The organism is Chitinophagales bacterium (genome assembly GCA_020635995.1).
Lineage (GTDB): Bacteria > Bacteroidota > Bacteroidia > Chitinophagales > UBA8649 > JAFMKE01.
In genome coordinates, this window is record JACJYS010000001.1 from 362,570 (window position 1) to 379,234 (window position 16,665).

Consider the following 16,665-nt stretch of genomic DNA (forward strand, 5'->3'; position numbering starts at 1 on the left):
ATTTCGGTCATAATATTATTTTTGCTCATAGCCCTCAAGAGTTTTGCTTGGGGGTTTTGGGCACACAAAAGAATAAACCGAATGGCAGTTTTTACCCTTAGAGATGATTTGTTTACTTTTTACAAAGAAAATATTGAATACCTTACCGAGCATGCTGTTGACCCCGATAAAAGAAGGTATGCCGTAGATGGAGAAGCTCCCAGACATTACATTGATTTAGACCATTATTGCACATACCCTTGCGATAGTTTTCCCAAAAAGTGGTATCAAGCGGTAGAAAAATATAGCGAAGACACGCTTAAAACTTATGGTATAGTTCCTTGGATTATTGAGTGGAAAATGAAAAGCTTAACACAAGCTTTTGAAGAAGGAGACAAAAAGAAAATTCTTAAATATTCAGCAGATATTGGACACTACATAGCCGATAGTCATGTGCCTTTGCACACAACAGAAAACTACAACGGACAGTTAACTAACCAATATGGAATACACGGATTTTGGGAAAGCCGACTACCCGAATTATTTAATGAAGACTACAATTATTTTGTAGGTAAATGCCAATATATTGAAAACAAAAACGAATTTATTTGGGCAAATGTTCTTAATGCCCATAGCAAATTAGACGAAGTGTTATTATTAGAAAAGCAATTAGATAAAGAAATTCCTTCTGACCAAAAATATAGTTTTGAACCCAGAGGAGAAACTTTAGTTAAAACATTTTCAGCCACATACTCTTCTGCCTATAATGAAAAACTGAACGGAATGGTAGAAGAGCAATTATTGCTTAGTGTAAAACACGTAGGCGATATATGGTACACCTGCTGGGTAGAAGCAGGTATGCCCAATCTTACCAACTTAGAGGAAAGCAACTGGGAAGATGAAGAATATAAACTAATGATAGAAAACGCAGGAAAAGTAAAAAGCCGTCCTCATGCAGAAACCGGTTTAGACAGTATAGAATAAACTACCTATTCAATATCCACTCCCGAGCATTTACAAAAGCCTCTAACCACGGGCTTACCTCATCTTTTCGTCCTTTAGGGTAGTTTGCCCAGTTCCACTGAAAAATAGACCTTTCTATGTGAGGCATCATTACTAAATGTCGTCCTGTATTATCGCACATCATAGCCGTGTTATAATCTGAACCATTGGGATTAGCCGGGTAATTTTCATAGCCGTATTTAGCTACAATATTATATGCTTTTTCTTGTTTTGGCAATGCAAATTTACCTTCTCCATGACTTATCCAAACGCCTAAAGTGCTACCAGCCAAAGTGCTTAACATAACTGATTTATTCTCTTTAATTTGTACCGAAGTAAAAGCACTTTCATGTTTATGGCTATCATTATGGAGCATTTTTGGCTTTTCTGTATGCTCTTTATTTATTAAACCCAATTCTATAAACAACTGACAACCATTGCAAATACCCACAGACAAAGTATCTTCCCTGTTAAAGAAATTATCTAAAGCTTGTTTTGCTTTTTTGTTATATTTAAAAGAACCGGCCCAGCCTTTAGCACTTCCCAATACATCAGAATTTGAAAAACCGCCCACAGCTCCAATAAACTGAACATCTTCTAAGTTTTCTCTACCCGAAATTAAATCCGTCATGTGAATATCTTTAACATCAAACCCAGCTAAAAACATAGCATGTGCCATTTCTCTTTCAGAGTTGCTCCCTTTTTCTCTAATAATAGCCGCTTTGGGGCGTTTGCCATTATATTGCTCTAATACTCCTGTAAATTGCTTTGGAAAAACATATTTTAAAGCTTGCTTTTTATAATTTTCAAAACGTTCCTTAGCCTTTTTTTCGCCACTTTGCTCTCTATCAAACAAATAAGACTGCTTATACCAAACATCTCTTAATTTTGAGATTTCTAATACCAAATCATCTTCAAAATGTGTAATTTCTAAAACATTGCTTTTTACCACTTCTCCTATTACAGAAAAATTAACACCGGCTGCTGTTAATATTTTTTCTACTTCTTTTTTAGCTTGAAAAACTATAGCTATATTTTCAGCAAAAAGTGTTTTAACAATATCTTTTTCGCCCAAAGAAGTTAAATTAATTTTTGCTCCCAAATTATTTTCGGCAAAACACATTTCTAATAAAGTAGTAATTAATCCACCGCTTCCTACATCATGCCCTGCCGTTATTAAATTTTGCTCAATTAATTTTTGTATAGTGTTAAAAGCTGTTTTTAAAGTTTTAGCATCTTTTACATTAGGAGCGTCATTGCCTATGCCACTTCTAATTTGTGCGAAAGAAGAACCGCCCAATTTATAGCTGTCAGCAGATAAATTGATATAATAAATTTTATCTTCAGTAACTTGAAAAACTGGCTCTACTACTTTTGTTATGTCTTTGCAATGTCCTACCGAAGAAATAATAACCGTGCCTGGCGAAAGCACTTCTCTATCCGTATATTTTTGTTTCATAGATAAAGAATCTTTGCCTGTAGGAATATTAATGCCCAGCTCAATAGCAAAATCAGCACAAGCCTCAACAGCTTCATACAAACGTGCATTTTCTCCTTCATTATTGCATGGCCACATCCAATTGGCAGACAATGAAACAGAATCTAAACCTCTTTCTAATGAAGCCCAAACTAAATTGCTTAAAGCTTCGCCTATACTGTTTCTGCTTCCTGCTTGTGGGTTTATCAGTCCAGAAATTGGAGAATGCCCTATAGAAGTAGCTACACCTTCTTTACCTTTAAAATCAAGAGCCATAACGCCCACATTGTTTAATGGCAATTGCAAAGCACCCACGCATTGCTGTTTTGCCACTTTGCCGCCTACGCATCTATCTACTTTGTTGGTCAACCAATCTTTGCAAGCCACTGCTTCTAACTGTAAAATCTGCTCTATATATTTTTCTATTTCTCCTACAGAATAACTTAATTCCGTATAAGTTTTATCTTGTTTTTTATCTTCCAAAACAGTTTTTGGCGAACTCCCAAACATGTCTGCCAAACTTAAATCCATTGGTTTAAACCCTTTGGTAAAAGATTCAAAAGTGAAACGATGATTGTCCGTTACTTCTCCCACATCATAAATAGGAGCTCTTTCTCTATCTGCTATTTCTTTTAGCTCATTAAAGTTTTCTTTGGCAATAACCAAGCCCATGCGTTCTTGGCTTTCATTTCCTATTATTTCTTTAGCAGAAAGCGTAGGGTCGCCAATAGGAAGTTTGTCTAAATCAATAATTCCTCCGGTATCTTCTACTAATTCAGAAAGGCAGTTTAAATGTCCGCCAGCTCCATGGTCGTGAATAGAAACTATAGTGTTTTCATTACTTTCTACCATAGCACGTATGGCATTGGCGGCACGCTTTTGCATTTCAGGGTTAGACCGCTGTATGGCATTCAATTCTATACCGCTACCAAAAGCACCCGTATCTGCTGATGAAACCGCAGCACCACCCATGCCTATTCTGTAATTATCGCCACCCAGTATTACTATTCTATCTCCTGCTTTAGGCGTTTTTTTCTGTGCGTATTGTTTTTTGCCATAGCCAATGCCTCCTGCCAGCATAATTACTTTATCATAAGCGGTAATGCTGTTATGTTCTTCATTTTCAAAAGTAAGCAGGGAACCTGCTATAAGTGGCTGACCAAATTTGTTGCCAAAATCTGAAGCTCCATTTGATGCTTTTATCAAAATATCTAAAGGACTTTGGTACAACCATTCTCTTGCTGTTACTTTTTGCTCCCATGGTTGTTTTTGCGTTCTGGAATAAGAAGTCATATACACAGCCGTGCCTGCCAAGGGCAATGAACCCGTTCCGCCTGCTAATCTATCTCTTATTTCTCCTCCACTTCCTGTAGCGGCACCGTTAAAAGGTTCTACCGTGGTAGGAAAATTGTGCGTTTCCGCTTTAAGAGAAATAATAGAATCAAAATCTTTTTCTGTGTAAAAATCTGCTTTATGGGCACACAACGGTGCAAATTGTTTTACCGAAGGTCCTTCTACAAAAGCAACATTATCTTTATAAGCCGAAACTATAGAATTGGGATGCTGTTTTGAGGTTTCTTTTATCATTTGGAATAATGATTTAGGTTGCTCTACACCATCTATAACAAATGTTCCATTAAATATTTTGTGGCGGCAATGTTCAGAATTTACTTGAGAAAAACCAAACACTTCAGAATCGGTTAATTTTCTGCCCAATTTTTCAGAAAGTTGCTCTAAATATGCTACTTCTTCATTGCTTAAAGCCAAACCTTCTTGTTTGTTGTAAGTAGCAATATCTTCAATATCTTTTATGGGTTCTGCTGTTATATTTACCTCAAAAATATTTTGATCTATTTGGGTAAATTTTTGCATTAGCATAGGGTCAAAAACAAAAGACGAGTCCGTTATTAAATCATACTTTTCTATTCTTTGTATGCCTTTAATTGCCATGTTTTGAGTTATTTCTACGGCATTGGTGCTCCATGGGCTAACCATTGTAGCTCTTGGCCCAACAAAATAGCCTTTATCAGCAACTATATTAGTGGTATTTAAGGCTGTAGCTTCGCCAAAAAGCCATTGTAGTTTTTCAATATCTTGTTCAGATAGCTTTATTTGAGTTTGAACGGCATAAAAATCTTGGTATTGACCTTTAAAAAAGAGAATCATTTAGCTGAAGGTTTTGACACCCCAAAAGTAAGGTCTTTTTTTGGGTTTTAGGGTATGAGAATGTAGCTGTTATTTCAAAAAAAGCAATGTTATTTTAAATAGCAATGCCACAAAAATATTTTTGTGGCATTACTGACAATTATAATTAAAACAAAACTTAAGCTTTTTCTTTTCCTAAAAGCTCCTTATTAATTACTTGATCTAATACTTTTTTGGGTAATGCTCCTGCTTGCATCATGGGTTGCTTATCCATAGGAATAAACAAAATAGACGGAATGCTTCTAATGCCAAAAACAGCAGAAAGTTCTTGTTCTACTTCTGTATCTACTTTGTAAATGTTTATATCATCGGCATATTCATTGCTTAGCTCTTCTAAAACGGGAGCTACAGCTTTGCACGGGCCACACCAGTCGGCATAAAAATCTATAATAGCGGGTTTATCTCCTTTATATTTCCATTCTGTTGCTCCTGTAGAGTAGTCAAAAATGTCTTCTTTAAATTTATCTGTAGTTAATTGTATTGTAGGCATTAATATTTATTTTATGCAAAGGTACGGCTTTAATTAAGCTATGCTTTGTGATAATTGTTACACCTATAATAAAAAACTGTTTTTATTATGTAGCGTAAATTTTGAAGTATGAAAAATTACCTGATTGCCAAAGGTTGTTCCATCATCTCAACGTTTTTTTTATAAAGTACGAGATAGTGGGAGATAGCGGGACTCCATTTCATTACGTTCGCTATAATATTCTGTTCTTGTTGGTCTGTTATCTATTAGTCTATTTTGCAAGAACAAAAAGAGATACTTCCTACTGTCAGCAAGACGAACCAACAGATACACGTCTTTGCGAGAAAATTATGACGGAGGAGAAATTTTTGTGGCAATCTCAACCAAGTAAAAGATTCCTGCCTTCGCAGGATAACGTGCAAGACAGTAAAACTATATTTGAAACTTCATTATTTGTGAGTATCTAATTACATCAAGGCACAGGGTCGTAGCCGCTACCGCCCCACGGGTGGCAACTGCCTATTCTTTTTATGCTTAGCCACAAGCCTTTAATGGGGCCATATTTCTTAAAAGTTTCTAATGAATATGCCGAACAAGTAGGCGTATATCTGCAGCTTGGTGGTAGCCATGGAGAAATTACTAATTGGTAAACTCTTATAACTATTATAAACGGAAGTGATAATATGTATTTTAATTTTTGCATTTTTTATCGTGTGAAAACTAAATCGTTTTCTTTACTCAACTTAGGATTATAAACATAGCCGTCCATTTCAAAAGCTAATAAGTCTTTAGGATTATTTATTTTGTTTTTAACAATAAAACGACACATATATCCTCTGGCTTTTTTCAAAAAAACCATTATAGATTTATACTCGCCATTTTTATATTCTTTAAATGTGCAATTTATTACTGTGGCGTTAATATTTTTCTGTTGAACCGCTTTATAATACTCATTTGAAGCTACATTAACTAAATATGGGCTGCCACTTTCTGCTATAGCCGTATTTAATGCTGTACTTATTTTATTGTCCCAAAAACTATATAAATCCTTATTTCCTTTTGTTTTAAGTGGTTTTCCCATTTCTAAACGGTAAGGCTGAATAATATCTAAAGGACTTAATAAACCATATAATCCCGAAAGTATTCTAATGTGTTTTTGGGCGTAATCTAATTCCTGCTGTGTAAAATCATCTGCTTGCAAACCCGTGTAGGCATCTCCATTAAAAGTTAAAATGGCGGGTTTAGCATTTTTGTTAGTGTGTGTGTTCTCCCAGTTTTGAAAACGTTCATAGTTTAAATCTGCCAACTTAGGACTAAGCTGCATAAATTTACTTATGTCTTTGGCTTTCATTTTTTTAAGTTGCTGCATTAAAAGTTCAGCTTCGCTTAAAAACTGTGGCTGACTGGTGTTTTTTATTTCTTTTTTCAGCTTTTCGGTATTTAAGTTTTTAGCTGGAGAAAGTATGGCTATCATGCTTTTTATTTTTGGTTGCTATTAGAAGCATTGGTGCTGGATCTTATTTGTGCTTCAAGCTTTTTTTGTTCTTCAATTCCTTTTAGCTTTTCCGTCTCTTTAGCATCTGCCACTGCTTTATTTTTATTTTGTGTGCCTTTTATCATACCGGCTAAAAAACCTATTAATAAACCTACTGCTAGCGTAAACATTAATGCTATAAATAATGGCAATTGTTGCATTTTCATAGAAAAAAACTTAATATCTACTTCCTGCATATTTTGAAAGCAAAATATTAATATTATCAATAATAATGCGAACATTAAAACGGCTCTAACGGTGTTTACTACTTCTTTCATGATTTTTTATTTTTTTAAGACGAAAGACCTTCCATGGCGGCAAGTTTTTCGCTTTGTTCGGTTATTTTTAGTTTATCTATTACTTGGTCTAAATCTCCACCCACTATAGCATCTAAATGGTATAGGGTTAAATTAATTCGGTGGTCGGTAACACGCCCTTGTGGATAATTGTACGTTCTAATTTTAGCACTTCTATCGCCTGTGCTTACTTTAGATTTTCTTTGCTGAGCCAATTCGGCATGCTGTGCAGCGTGTGCCTGCTCGTACAACTTAGACCGCAACCACTGCATAGCTATTTCTCTGTTTTTGTGCTGCGAACGCCCTTCTTGACACTCTACCACTGTACCCGTAGGAACGTGCGTAATACGTATAGCAGATTCTGTTTTATTAACGTGCTGACCTCCTGCGCCACTGGCTCTAAAAGTATCTACCTTAAGGTCGGCAGGGTTTATTTCTACATCTACGTCATCTACCTCCGGCAGTACCGCTACAGATGCAGCCGATGTGTGTACCCGCCCTTGGCTTTCTGTTTTAGGAACACGCTGTACCCTGTGCACGCCACTTTCATATTTTAAAGTGCCATATACATTAGTGCCTTTTACATTAACTACCACTTCTTTATAGCCTCCGGCAGTTCCTTCATTTGAGCTTATTATTTCGGTTTTAAAGCCCTTATTATCGCAATAGCTTAAATACATTTTTAACAAATCTCCAGCAAAAATACTGGCTTCATCTCCTCCTGTACCCGCACGTATTTCTAACATTACATCTTTGCTGTCTTCAGGGTCTTTGGGTACTAATATTACTTTTATTTCCTCTTCTAAAGCTTCTTTTTGTTCGTTTAGCTCATCAAGTTCCATTTTAGCCATTTCTCGCATTTCTTCATCGCGTTCGTTAGCCAAAATTGATTTTGTGTTTTCTAAATTGCTAATTACATTTTTGTACTTATCATATATATTTTTTACTTCTTCAAGCTCGGCATATTCTTTGCTTAAGCGGGTAAACTCTTTTATATCGTCCATTAAAGAAGGGTCAGACATTTTTTGCCTTACTTCTTCAAACTTAATTACTATGGGTTCTAACTTATCTAACATCACGTGCAAATATACGGTTTTTGCAATTTACGCTTTACTTAAATTAACAGCATTTATTTATTTTTAGTTTTATATTAGCTCCTTTATTTTGTGTAACATGAAAACATTAAAAACAACTATTATTTTATGGCTTGTATGCCTTAGCAGTTTTGCTCAAGATAAAGGCTTGCTGTGGGAAATAAGCAAAGAGGGCTATCACACTTCATACTTATTTGGCACTATACACTTAAACCACGATAAAGTATTAGAAAACGACAGTGTGGTTTTACAAAAAATAAGCGAGTGCAGTGCTTATGCAGGCGAAATTATACTGCAAGAAGAAGATATGATAAAAATGATGGGGTTTATTTTTGAAAAAGATAGTGCTAAGCAATGTCAAAATATTTTCACTAAAAAAGAGCTAAAAGAAATTAGTTTAGTTGTAGAAGAAAAAAAAGGAGCTATTATGGCAATGTTTGTTCCAAAAATGTCGCCATATATTGTTGCTACTATACTTTCTATTCCGGATGAATTGGGTGCGGCAAGCGGAACTGCTTTTTTAGATATTTATTTACAAAACTTTGCCGATAGTTTGGGTTTAGCATTAATAAGTTTAGAAAGTGTGGAGAGTCAAATGGCATATTTAAGCAATATTCCTATTGCAGAACAAAAAGATCATTTGCTGAGTATAGTAAATAATATAGATGCTAAAGAGGAGGAAACAAATGATATAGTAGAACTTTATAAGAACGGAGATTTACAAAAAATTGAAAATATGATTATAGAAATGGCAGGCACAGACCCTATTATGAATGATGATTTTATGATAGAAAGGAATATTATTCATAAAAATGGAATGATAAATGCCATGAAACAGCAAGCTACATTTACGGCAGTAGGTGCTGCTCATTTAGCTGGCGAGCAAGGTATTATTAACTTGCTAAGAGGAGAGGGTTTTAGTGTTGAAGCGGTACAATTTTAATATATGAATCTCTAAAAATTTATTCCCTCAATCTTTATCCTTATTTTTGCAAAAAAAATTAATTGTAATACATGAATTTAGTAGAAGAATTACGCTGGAGAGGTTTAATACACGATATGATGCCGGGAACAGAAGAACAACTGGCAAAAGAAAGCACTACGGCTTATATTGGCTTTGACCCAACGTCTGACAGCTTGCACATAGGAAGCCTTGTGCCTATTATTTTATTAATGCACTTAAAAAATTATGGACACCGACCTATAGCTTTAGTAGGTGGTGCTACGGGTATGATAGGCGATCCCAGCGGTAAAAGCGATGAAAGAAACCTGCTAAATGAAGAAGAATTAGCTAAAAATGTGGCAGGAATTAAAAATGTATTATCCCGATTTTTAGATTTTGATTCAAGCAAAGAAAATGCTCCGCTTTTAGTTAATAATTACGATTGGATGAAAGATTTTACTTTCATAGCATTTGCCAGAGATGTGGGAAAACGCATAACTGTTAACTACATGATGGCTAAAGATTCCGTAAAAAAACGCTTAACAGGCGAAGCAGGTAGCGGTATGTCTTTTACAGAGTTTACTTACCAATTAATTCAAGGTTACGATTTTTACCATTTGCACAAAACCTACAATTGTGTGCTACAAATGGGCGGTAGCGACCAGTGGGGAAACATAACTACAGGCACTGAGCTGGTACGCAGAATGAACGATGAGGAAACCAAAGCTTTTGCTCTTACTTGCCCTTTAATTACTAAAGCCGATGGGAGTAAATTTGGCAAAAGTGAAGGAGGCAATGTTTGGTTAGATGCCGACAAAACTTCTCCGTACAAATTTTATCAGTTTTGGCTAAACGCTACAGATGAAGATGCCGAAAACTATATTAAAATCTTTACGTTTAAAACACAAAATGAAGTAGAAAAACTAATAAACGAACATAAAGAAGCTCCTCATTTACGTACTTTACAAAAAGCATTAGCAGCCAGTATTACCGAAATGGTACATGGCAAGGATGCTTTAGAAACTGCCATTACTGCAAGTGGTATTTTGTTTGGCAAACCCAATGTAGATGAACTTAACAAACTAAGCGAAAAAGATATGCTTGAAGTTTTTGAAGGTGTGCCTACTTTTAGTTTGGCTAAAGATGAGCTAAAAAAAGAAATTCCTATTGTAGATTTTTTAGCAGAAAAAACAGGAATTTTGCCAAGTAATGGCGAAGTAAGACGAGCCTTAAAAGAAAACTCTTTAAGCATTAATAAAGAGAAGATTAATGATGAAAAAACCATAAGCCAAGCCGATGTGCTTAAAAATGGTTTTATATTAGCTCAGCGTGGTAAAAAGAATTACTTTTTGGTAAAAGTATCTTAATCAGCGTTTTCTTTAATATTTATTTTTTTATCGTAAATTAGCAAATGCAATGCGTGCATTGTATTTTTAAAACCAAGCTAATTTATATGAATCACTATAAAATAATCATTATAGGAAGTGGATTTGGTGGACAGTGTGCCGCCATCAACTTGCTAAAACAGCATATCAGTGACTTTTGTATATTAGAAAGGCGGTCTTTTATGGGTGGCACGTGGTGTCAAAACACCTACCCCGGTGCGGCTGTAGATGTTCAATCACCATTATATTCGCTTTCTTTTGAGCCTTATAATTGGTCGCAAATGTTTGCAGAACAAAAAGAGCTAAATGAATATACCAACTATGTAATAGACAAATATAAACTAAGAGAAAAAACAAAAATAAACACCAATGTAGAAGAAATAAAATGGAACGAAAACCAAAGTAAATGGGAAATTTCTACAAATAATGGTTTATTTTCTGCCCAGTTTATTATTAACGCTTCCGGTCCGCTAAGCACGCCTACTATTCCAAATTTTAAAGGTAAAGATTCTTTTAAAAATGAATCTTTTCATACTAACGATTGGAATTGGGACTATGACTACAAAAACAAAAAAGTAGCTGTGGTAGGTAGCGGAGCCAGTGCCGCACAGGTTATTCCTACTATAGCTAAAGATGTTAAAGAACTACACGTTTTTCAAAGAACGCCACATTGGGTGATGCCACGGCACGACCATGTTTTTACTAAGTTTGAACGCAAGCTTCTCAGCAATAAATTTATCTACAAAATTATTAGAACCACAATTTATTGGGCATTAGAATCCAGAGTTATTGGCTTTAAATATTCCGATTTTTTGCTAAAAATTGTAGCTCAGAATAAAGCGGAAAAACTCATTAAAAAAACCTTTAAAAATAATAAAGAATTGCAAGAAAAAGTAACGCCCAACTATACTATAGGTTGCAAAAGAATTATTCTTTCAAATACTTTATACCCTACTTTTAATCAAAAAAATGTTTTTTTACACGCTAAAACAGGTGCCATTGCTGAAATAACTGAGAATGCTATTATCACAACTCAAAACGACAAAATAGATTTAGATTTAATAGTTTATGCCACCGGCTACGATGCCACAGATGGTGTTATTTCTTATCCGGTTATAGGTAAAAACAATATACTTTTACAAGATTATTGGGAAGCTTTTCCCCGGGCATATTTAGGCACTACTATTCCAAATTTTCCTAATTTTTTTGTTGTTACAGGCCCTAATACCGGCATAGGGCACACTTCTGCTATTTTTATTATAGAAGCTCAAATGCATTACATATTAAAAAGTATAAATGCCGTAGATAAACAACAAAAACAATTTATAGAAGTAACGCAGGAAGCAGAAGCTAGATATACCGAAAATATCCATAAAGAAATGGAAAAAACCGTGTGGCAAAGTGGTGGATGCAATAGCTGGTATAAAAGTAAAAGCGGGCATGTTATTGCTATGTTTCCAGGTTTTAGTTTTACCTATTTAAAACTGGCTAAAAATTTCAAACTTAAAGACCATAAACTAACATGAGAGATTTTAAAGATAAAATAGCGGTAATAACCGGAGCGGGTTCCGGCATGGGAAGAGCTTATGCTCTTGAGTTTGCAAAGCTCGGTTCAAAATTAGCATTAAATGATTTTGATAAAAATGGACTTGAAGAAACTGCCAATTTGATAAAAAACAATTATCAAAATGAGATTTATACGGAATGTTTTGATGTTTCAGATACAGTAGCTATGCTAAATTTTGCTCAGAATGTAGCTCAACAGTTGGGCAAAGCACATGTAGTAATAAACAATGCTGGAATTGAAGGCTCGGTAGAAGCATTTTATCATACTGATGTGGCGGATATAAAAAAGGTAATGAACGTCAACTTTTATGGCGTGGTAAACGGATGCAAAGCATTTTTGCCACAGTTAGTAGAAAATAATGAAGGTGCTATTGTAAATGTTTCCAGTATATTTGGCTTAGTAGGTACGCCTAACCACAGCGATTATTGTGCGAGCAAATTTGCCGTAAGAGGTTTTACTGAAGCTTTGTGTGCTGAATTTGTAAACAGCCCAATTAGCATAACTTGCTTGCATCCGGGAGGTATTGATACCAACATAGTAAGAAAAGACGGAGGAAAAGCTTTTTCTAAAAAATATTTGAGTACTCCACCCGAAAAAATAGTAAAACACGTAATTAAAAGCATAAAAAGGAAAAAAGTAAAGATAGTTTATGGCAAAAGTTCATTTAAAACATGGTTAGGTTCTAACATTGTACCACAGGGAATTTTAGTAAAAATAATTTGGAACGAAATGAAAAAAGTAGTTAACACCAAAAAATACAGTGATTTTATTAAATAAAGCAAAATGAAAGATTTTAAAAATAAAGTAGCGGTAGTAACGGGCGGTGGCGGTAGCGGAATAGGAAATCATTTAGTGGTTGAATTAGCTAAAAAGGGAGCAAAAATTGCTTTTTGTGATATTGCGGATATAGAAAAAACTTTAGCGGATATTAAACCGTACAATACGGATGTTTATAGTGAAAAAGTGGACATGGGCAACAAAGAAGCCATAAAACGCTTTGTTCAAAATGTAATCCATCACTTTGGAGGTGTTAATCTATTAATAAATAATGCCGGAATAGCACTTGGCGATATTTCTTTTGACAAGGTAAGTGAGCAAGATTTTGAGAAAATAACCAATATCAATTATTGGGGAGTTGTATATAGCACACAGTTTTTTTATCCTTATTTATTAAAAGAAAAAGAAGCCGCTATTGTAAATTTATCCAGTTCGCAAGGTATTTTAGCTCTTCCGTATTTAGTGCCTTACTGTACCACAAAATTTGCGGTAAGGGGTTTTACAGATGCATTAAGAGTTGAAAACAGTGTGAGAGGAATTAAAAATGTAACCGTACACACCGTTCATCCGGGGAGAGTAGCCACGGATATTACTTTGCATGCTGATTATAGTGGCCCCAGAACAAATGCTTTTCATAATGAACTGCAAGCAGGCACTTCTGCTCAAAAAGCTGCCGAAATAATATTAAAAGGCGTACAAAAAAATAAAGCCAGAATTTTTATAAGCGATGGCAAACTACAAGATTTAGTTGCCCGACTTTTTCCCAGCCATGTAGATAAAATAGCTAAGTTTGTTATGAAGCTTAAAAAGTTGCCAACAAACTAACTATCAAGAGCTTATAGTATAGAATCTATAATTTTATCGGTGCTAAAACCTTCGGCTTCGGCTTTGTAGTTTTTAAATATACGGTGGCGTAATACAGGTTTTGCCACAGCACGCACATCTTCTATATCTGGGCTATATTTTCCTCTTAGTGCAGCATGGCATTTTGCTCCTATTACTAAATATTGGGCAGCTCTGGGTCCTGCTCCCCACGCTACATAATCGTTAATTAACTGCGGAGCACTTTCTTTGCCTACTCTTGTTTTGTTTACTAATTTAACGGCATATTCCAGTACATTGTCTGCTATTGGTATTCTTCTTACTAAACCCTGAAAAAAGATAATTTCTTCTGCACCTAAAAGTTTATTTGCGGTATTGCTTGTTCCAGAAGTGGTAGCTTTTACTACTTGTACTTCTTCTTCGTAGCTGGGATAGTCTAAAATAATATTAAACATAAAACGGTCAAGCTGAGCTTCCGGAAGTGGATAGGTGCCTTCTTGTTCTATGGGGTTTTGCGTAGCTAATACAAAAAATGGATTAGGCAATTTATTTTCTACACCATTTATAGTAACAGATTTTTCTTGCATGGCTTCTAATAATGCTGCCTGTGTTTTGGGTGGCGTACGGTTTATTTCGTCTGCTAAAATAATATTAGAAAATATAGGTCCTTTTGTGAATTTAAAACTTCTATTTTCATCTAAAATTTCAGCTCCTACTATATCGCTGGGCATTAAGTCCGGAGTAAACTGAATTCTGTTAAAACTCAAATCTAACACTTCTGAAATGGTATTAACCAACAAGGTTTTAGCCAAACCGGGTACACCTACTAAAAGGCTGTGTCCATTGCTAAATATTGAAGCTAATACAAAATCTACTGCTTCGTTTTGACCTATTATTACTTTTGCTATTTCTGCTCTTAAATCTTTATACTTTTGTGCTAATGCATCTACTGCTTCTACATCATTTTTAAAATTCATATACTACTACTTTGTTTGTTAGATTAGTTTATTATTAAATCGCAATGTTGATAATCTTCGTTTACTTTTATATAGATATTTTCAGCTTTTTTGGCTAACCATTTTTCCATTTCTGCATTTTGTTTAGCTTGTTTTGCCACGGCTTTTATTTTGCTATAATCTGTATTTATATTGGCTAAATGTGCCGGGCTTTCCGACTGCAAAAATAAAATTCTATACCCTGTTTTTCCGTCTAAAGCGGTATATGGCATTACTGTAGATATATCTCCTACTTCCATATTATCTAATGCCAATGCTACGTTTCCGTCTAACTGGCTCATTTCAAAAAATGTATTTCCTGTGTTGGGATTGGTCATTAATCCACCATTTTGCTTGCTCTGCTCATCTTTTGAATATTTAGAAACTGCTTCTTGGTACGTGATTTTTTTGTTTATTAAATCATCATAAATTTCGTTTGCTTTCTCTTCTGCATTAAGTAAGTTTTCATTATCAATATCGGGAGTTATTAAAATATGTCGGGTACTTATTCTATCTCCTTTTCTGTCTATCATTTGAATAATATGATAACCAAATTCTGTTTCTACTACTTCTGAAATTTCATCTTTTTTTAGTCTAAAAGCTACCGCCTCAAATTCGGGTACAAACTGCCCACGCTTTACATAGCCTAATTCTCCATCATTATTTGCCGAGCCCGGGTCATCGGAATACAATAATGCTTGAAAACCAAATCCGCTTCCATCTAAAATATCTTGTCTTATTTTCTCGGCTTTTTCTTTTGCCGCACGTTTTTGTATAAGTGTAGGTTCTGCATAAATAACTATTTGTCCCACTTCTACTTCTGCATTAAAATATGGCAAACTATCTATAGGAATTGAATTGTAAAACTCCATTACTTCTTCCGGAGTAACATCTAAGTCTGCAAAAGCTTGTCCTCTCATTTTATCCGACAACAATTGCTGATAAATATCGTCTCTAAATTCTTCTTTTAAATCAAACAATGATTTTCCGTAGTATTCTTCCAGTTTTTCGCTAGAACCAAACATATTTATAAAATATTCTATTCTTCTATTTAATTCATTATCTACCTCATCATTTGTTACTTCTATACTGTCTATTCCTGCTTGCACTACAAATATTTTATCTATAATAAGCTGGTTTAGCACTTCGCAGGTTAAATCTTCTGTTAGGGTATAATTTTGCTCTTTTATTTGCCCCAGTTGTATATCTAAATCAGATTTTAATATAACCTTATCATCTACAACAGCCACTATGCCATCTATAACTTGTGCATGAGCACTGCTATACAATAAAACTACTAAAAGTAGATACCTGGCAACGTTATTTATATATTTCAATTTCATTATTTTTTTGAGTGTTTAAAAACAAATCTTTTTGCTTTTTATCCAATATTTTATTTGCTTTTTGAAATTCTAAGATACTTATTATTTCGCTACTTACTAATTCTAAAGGCATTAGTTCGCCTTTATTTCTTTTATCTGTTATTCTGTACAAAAGTACTTTTTCGTCATTCAAATAAAATGATTGGAATTTTACTTTGGTTACCCATAAATATTCCGGCAAACCTATTTCAGTAATTATATCTTCGCTAATCCACGTTGGGCTTAATATACAGTCATTAGGATGCTGCGAACATACTTCTGAAACAAGTACATTTTCTTCATTTCTATTTAAAGATTCTAAGACTTCATCTATGTTAGATATTTTACTATCTAATTTAACAAACTCTATCTTGTAAAGATTATCTAAATTTTGATACTTATTATTATTTTCTTTAAAATATTTTACTATTTCGTCATCGCCTACGGTTATATTGTTTTCCTTTACAAATTTTTCTTTGTAAGTGGTTATATAAAGGCTTTTTTCATATTGTTTTACCTTTTCTTCTATATCGGTAGTGTTTTCCAGTTCTTTTTTGGCTGTCAAATACCAAAGTTCATTATTTACCCAACTATCTATTTGAGTACTGCTTATTTGCTTTACATCTTCAGCAGTATAGTCTTCGCCCAATATGGTTGAAGGATAAAGATACTCTCCCTTCACTTTTGCCAAAGGATTTTCATCTTTTTTGTGGCTATTATTACATGAAAATAACAATATAGATAATATGAAAATAAACC

General features: G+C 34.4%; 15 protein-coding genes. 6 read left to right on the forward strand and 9 right to left on the reverse strand.

What is annotated here, in order from left to right:
* Positions 1 to 81: 81 nt before the first annotated feature.
* A complete protein-coding gene (locus tag H6578_01515; GenBank protein MCB9225834.1) occupies positions 82 to 963 on the forward strand; it encodes a S1/P1 Nuclease in 882 nt (293 codons plus the stop codon).
* Position 964: 1 nt separating this feature from the next.
* On the opposite strand, the gene purL is transcribed toward H6578_01515, so the two are convergent.
* The 6 genes from purL to prfA form a co-directional block, all read right to left on the reverse strand.
* The gene (purL, locus tag H6578_01520; protein ID MCB9225835.1) at positions 965 to 4,624 is read right to left on the reverse strand and encodes a phosphoribosylformylglycinamidine synthase; all 3,660 of its coding nucleotides are present in this window, start codon (positions 4,622 to 4,624) and stop codon (positions 965 to 967) included.
* 157 nt (positions 4,625 to 4,781) lie between these two features.
* The gene (gene trxA, locus H6578_01525) at positions 4,782 to 5,153 is read right to left on the reverse strand and encodes a thioredoxin (protein ID MCB9225836.1); all 372 of its coding nucleotides are present in this window, start codon (positions 5,151 to 5,153) and stop codon (positions 4,782 to 4,784) included.
* Positions 5,154 to 5,604: 451 nt separating this feature from the next.
* Positions 5,605 to 5,835 carry a membrane protein insertion efficiency factor YidD gene (gene yidD, locus H6578_01530; protein MCB9225837.1) on the reverse strand — a complete coding sequence of 77 codons (231 nt, stop codon included), beginning with the start codon at positions 5,833 to 5,835 and terminating at the stop codon, positions 5,605 to 5,607.
* Between the two features lie 3 nt (positions 5,836 to 5,838).
* Positions 5,839 to 6,606 carry a peroxide stress protein YaaA gene (gene yaaA / locus H6578_01535; GenBank protein MCB9225838.1) on the reverse strand — a complete coding sequence of 256 codons (768 nt, stop codon included), beginning with the start codon at positions 6,604 to 6,606 and terminating at the stop codon, positions 5,839 to 5,841.
* A gap of 5 nt (positions 6,607 to 6,611) precedes the next feature.
* A complete protein-coding gene (locus H6578_01540; protein MCB9225839.1) occupies positions 6,612 to 6,944 on the reverse strand; it encodes a LapA family protein in 333 nt (110 codons plus the stop codon).
* A gap of 14 nt (positions 6,945 to 6,958) precedes the next feature.
* Entirely contained in the window at positions 6,959 to 8,038 is a 1,080-nt protein-coding gene (prfA, locus tag H6578_01545) for a peptide chain release factor 1 (GenBank protein MCB9225840.1), read from the reverse strand.
* A gap of 97 nt (positions 8,039 to 8,135) precedes the next feature.
* Between prfA and H6578_01550 the strand changes: the two genes are divergently transcribed.
* The 5 genes from H6578_01550 (at position 8,136) to H6578_01570 (ending at position 13,553) form a co-directional block, all read left to right on the forward strand.
* Positions 8,136 to 8,999: a TraB/GumN family protein gene (locus H6578_01550; protein ID MCB9225841.1), complete on the forward strand. Its 864-nt coding sequence runs from the start codon at positions 8,136 to 8,138 to the stop codon at positions 8,997 to 8,999.
* Positions 9,000 to 9,070: 71 nt separating this feature from the next.
* Positions 9,071 to 10,366: a tyrosine--tRNA ligase gene (locus H6578_01555; GenBank protein MCB9225842.1), complete on the forward strand. Its 1,296-nt coding sequence runs from the start codon at positions 9,071 to 9,073 to the stop codon at positions 10,364 to 10,366.
* Between the two features lie 86 nt (positions 10,367 to 10,452).
* Positions 10,453 to 11,910 (forward strand): NAD(P)/FAD-dependent oxidoreductase, encoded by a 1,458-nt coding sequence (locus tag H6578_01560; GenBank protein ID MCB9225843.1) that lies wholly within the window; start codon positions 10,453 to 10,455, stop codon positions 11,908 to 11,910.
* Positions 11,907 to 12,728, forward strand: a complete 822-nt coding sequence (locus tag H6578_01565) for an SDR family oxidoreductase (protein MCB9225844.1) — start codon at positions 11,907 to 11,909, stop codon at positions 12,726 to 12,728. Before H6578_01560 ends, H6578_01565 begins: the two co-directional genes overlap by 4 nt.
* A gap of 6 nt (positions 12,729 to 12,734) precedes the next feature.
* On the forward strand, positions 12,735 to 13,553 hold the full coding sequence (locus tag H6578_01570; protein MCB9225845.1) for an SDR family NAD(P)-dependent oxidoreductase: 819 nt from the start codon (positions 12,735 to 12,737) through the stop codon (positions 13,551 to 13,553).
* 11 nt (positions 13,554 to 13,564) lie between these two features.
* Here the strand turns inward: H6578_01570 and H6578_01575 are convergent, their stop codons facing one another.
* Genes H6578_01575 through H6578_01585 form a run of 3 tightly spaced genes read right to left on the reverse strand, consistent with a single transcriptional unit; the run spans position 13,565 to position 16,597 of the window.
* Positions 13,565 to 14,527 carry an AAA family ATPase gene (locus H6578_01575; protein ID MCB9225846.1) on the reverse strand — a complete coding sequence of 321 codons (963 nt, stop codon included), beginning with the start codon at positions 14,525 to 14,527 and terminating at the stop codon, positions 13,565 to 13,567.
* Positions 14,528 to 14,550: 23 nt separating this feature from the next.
* Positions 14,551 to 15,888 carry a peptidylprolyl isomerase gene (locus H6578_01580; GenBank protein ID MCB9225847.1) on the reverse strand — a complete coding sequence of 446 codons (1,338 nt, stop codon included), beginning with the start codon at positions 15,886 to 15,888 and terminating at the stop codon, positions 14,551 to 14,553.
* The gene (locus H6578_01585) at positions 15,866 to 16,597 is read right to left on the reverse strand and encodes a hypothetical protein (protein ID MCB9225848.1); all 732 of its coding nucleotides are present in this window, start codon (positions 16,595 to 16,597) and stop codon (positions 15,866 to 15,868) included. Before H6578_01585 ends, H6578_01580 begins: the two co-directional genes overlap by 23 nt.
* Between the last annotated feature and the right edge of the window lie 68 nt (positions 16,598 to 16,665).

Coding starts and splice junctions, on each gene's coding strand:
- H6578_01560 (MCB9225843.1), top strand. CDS start 10,453: ATGAATCACTATAAAATAATCATTATAGGAAGTGGATTTGGTGGACAG.
- H6578_01515 (MCB9225834.1), top strand. CDS start 82: ATGGCAGTTTTTACCCTTAGAGATGATTTGTTTACTTTTTACAAAGAA.
- H6578_01570 (MCB9225845.1), top strand. CDS start 12,735: ATGAAAGATTTTAAAAATAAAGTAGCGGTAGTAACGGGCGGTGGCGGT.
- H6578_01550 (MCB9225841.1), top strand. CDS start 8,136: ATGAAAACATTAAAAACAACTATTATTTTATGGCTTGTATGCCTTAGC.
- H6578_01540 (MCB9225839.1), bottom strand. CDS start 6,944: ATGAAAGAAGTAGTAAACACCGTTAGAGCCGTTTTAATGTTCGCATTA.
- H6578_01565 (MCB9225844.1), top strand. CDS start 11,907: ATGAGAGATTTTAAAGATAAAATAGCGGTAATAACCGGAGCGGGTTCC.
- yidD (MCB9225837.1), bottom strand. CDS start 5,835: ATGCAAAAATTAAAATACATATTATCACTTCCGTTTATAATAGTTATA.
- H6578_01555 (MCB9225842.1), top strand. CDS start 9,071: ATGAATTTAGTAGAAGAATTACGCTGGAGAGGTTTAATACACGATATG.
- yaaA (MCB9225838.1), bottom strand. CDS start 6,606: ATGATAGCCATACTTTCTCCAGCTAAAAACTTAAATACCGAAAAGCTG.
- trxA (MCB9225836.1), bottom strand. CDS start 5,153: ATGCCTACAATACAATTAACTACAGATAAATTTAAAGAAGACATTTTT.
- H6578_01575 (MCB9225846.1), bottom strand. CDS start 14,527: ATGAATTTTAAAAATGATGTAGAAGCAGTAGATGCATTAGCACAAAAG.
- H6578_01580 (MCB9225847.1), bottom strand. CDS start 15,888: ATGAAATTGAAATATATAAATAACGTTGCCAGGTATCTACTTTTAGTA.
- prfA (MCB9225840.1), bottom strand. CDS start 8,038: ATGTTAGATAAGTTAGAACCCATAGTAATTAAGTTTGAAGAAGTAAGG.
- purL (MCB9225835.1), bottom strand. CDS start 4,624: ATGATTCTCTTTTTTAAAGGTCAATACCAAGATTTTTATGCCGTTCAA.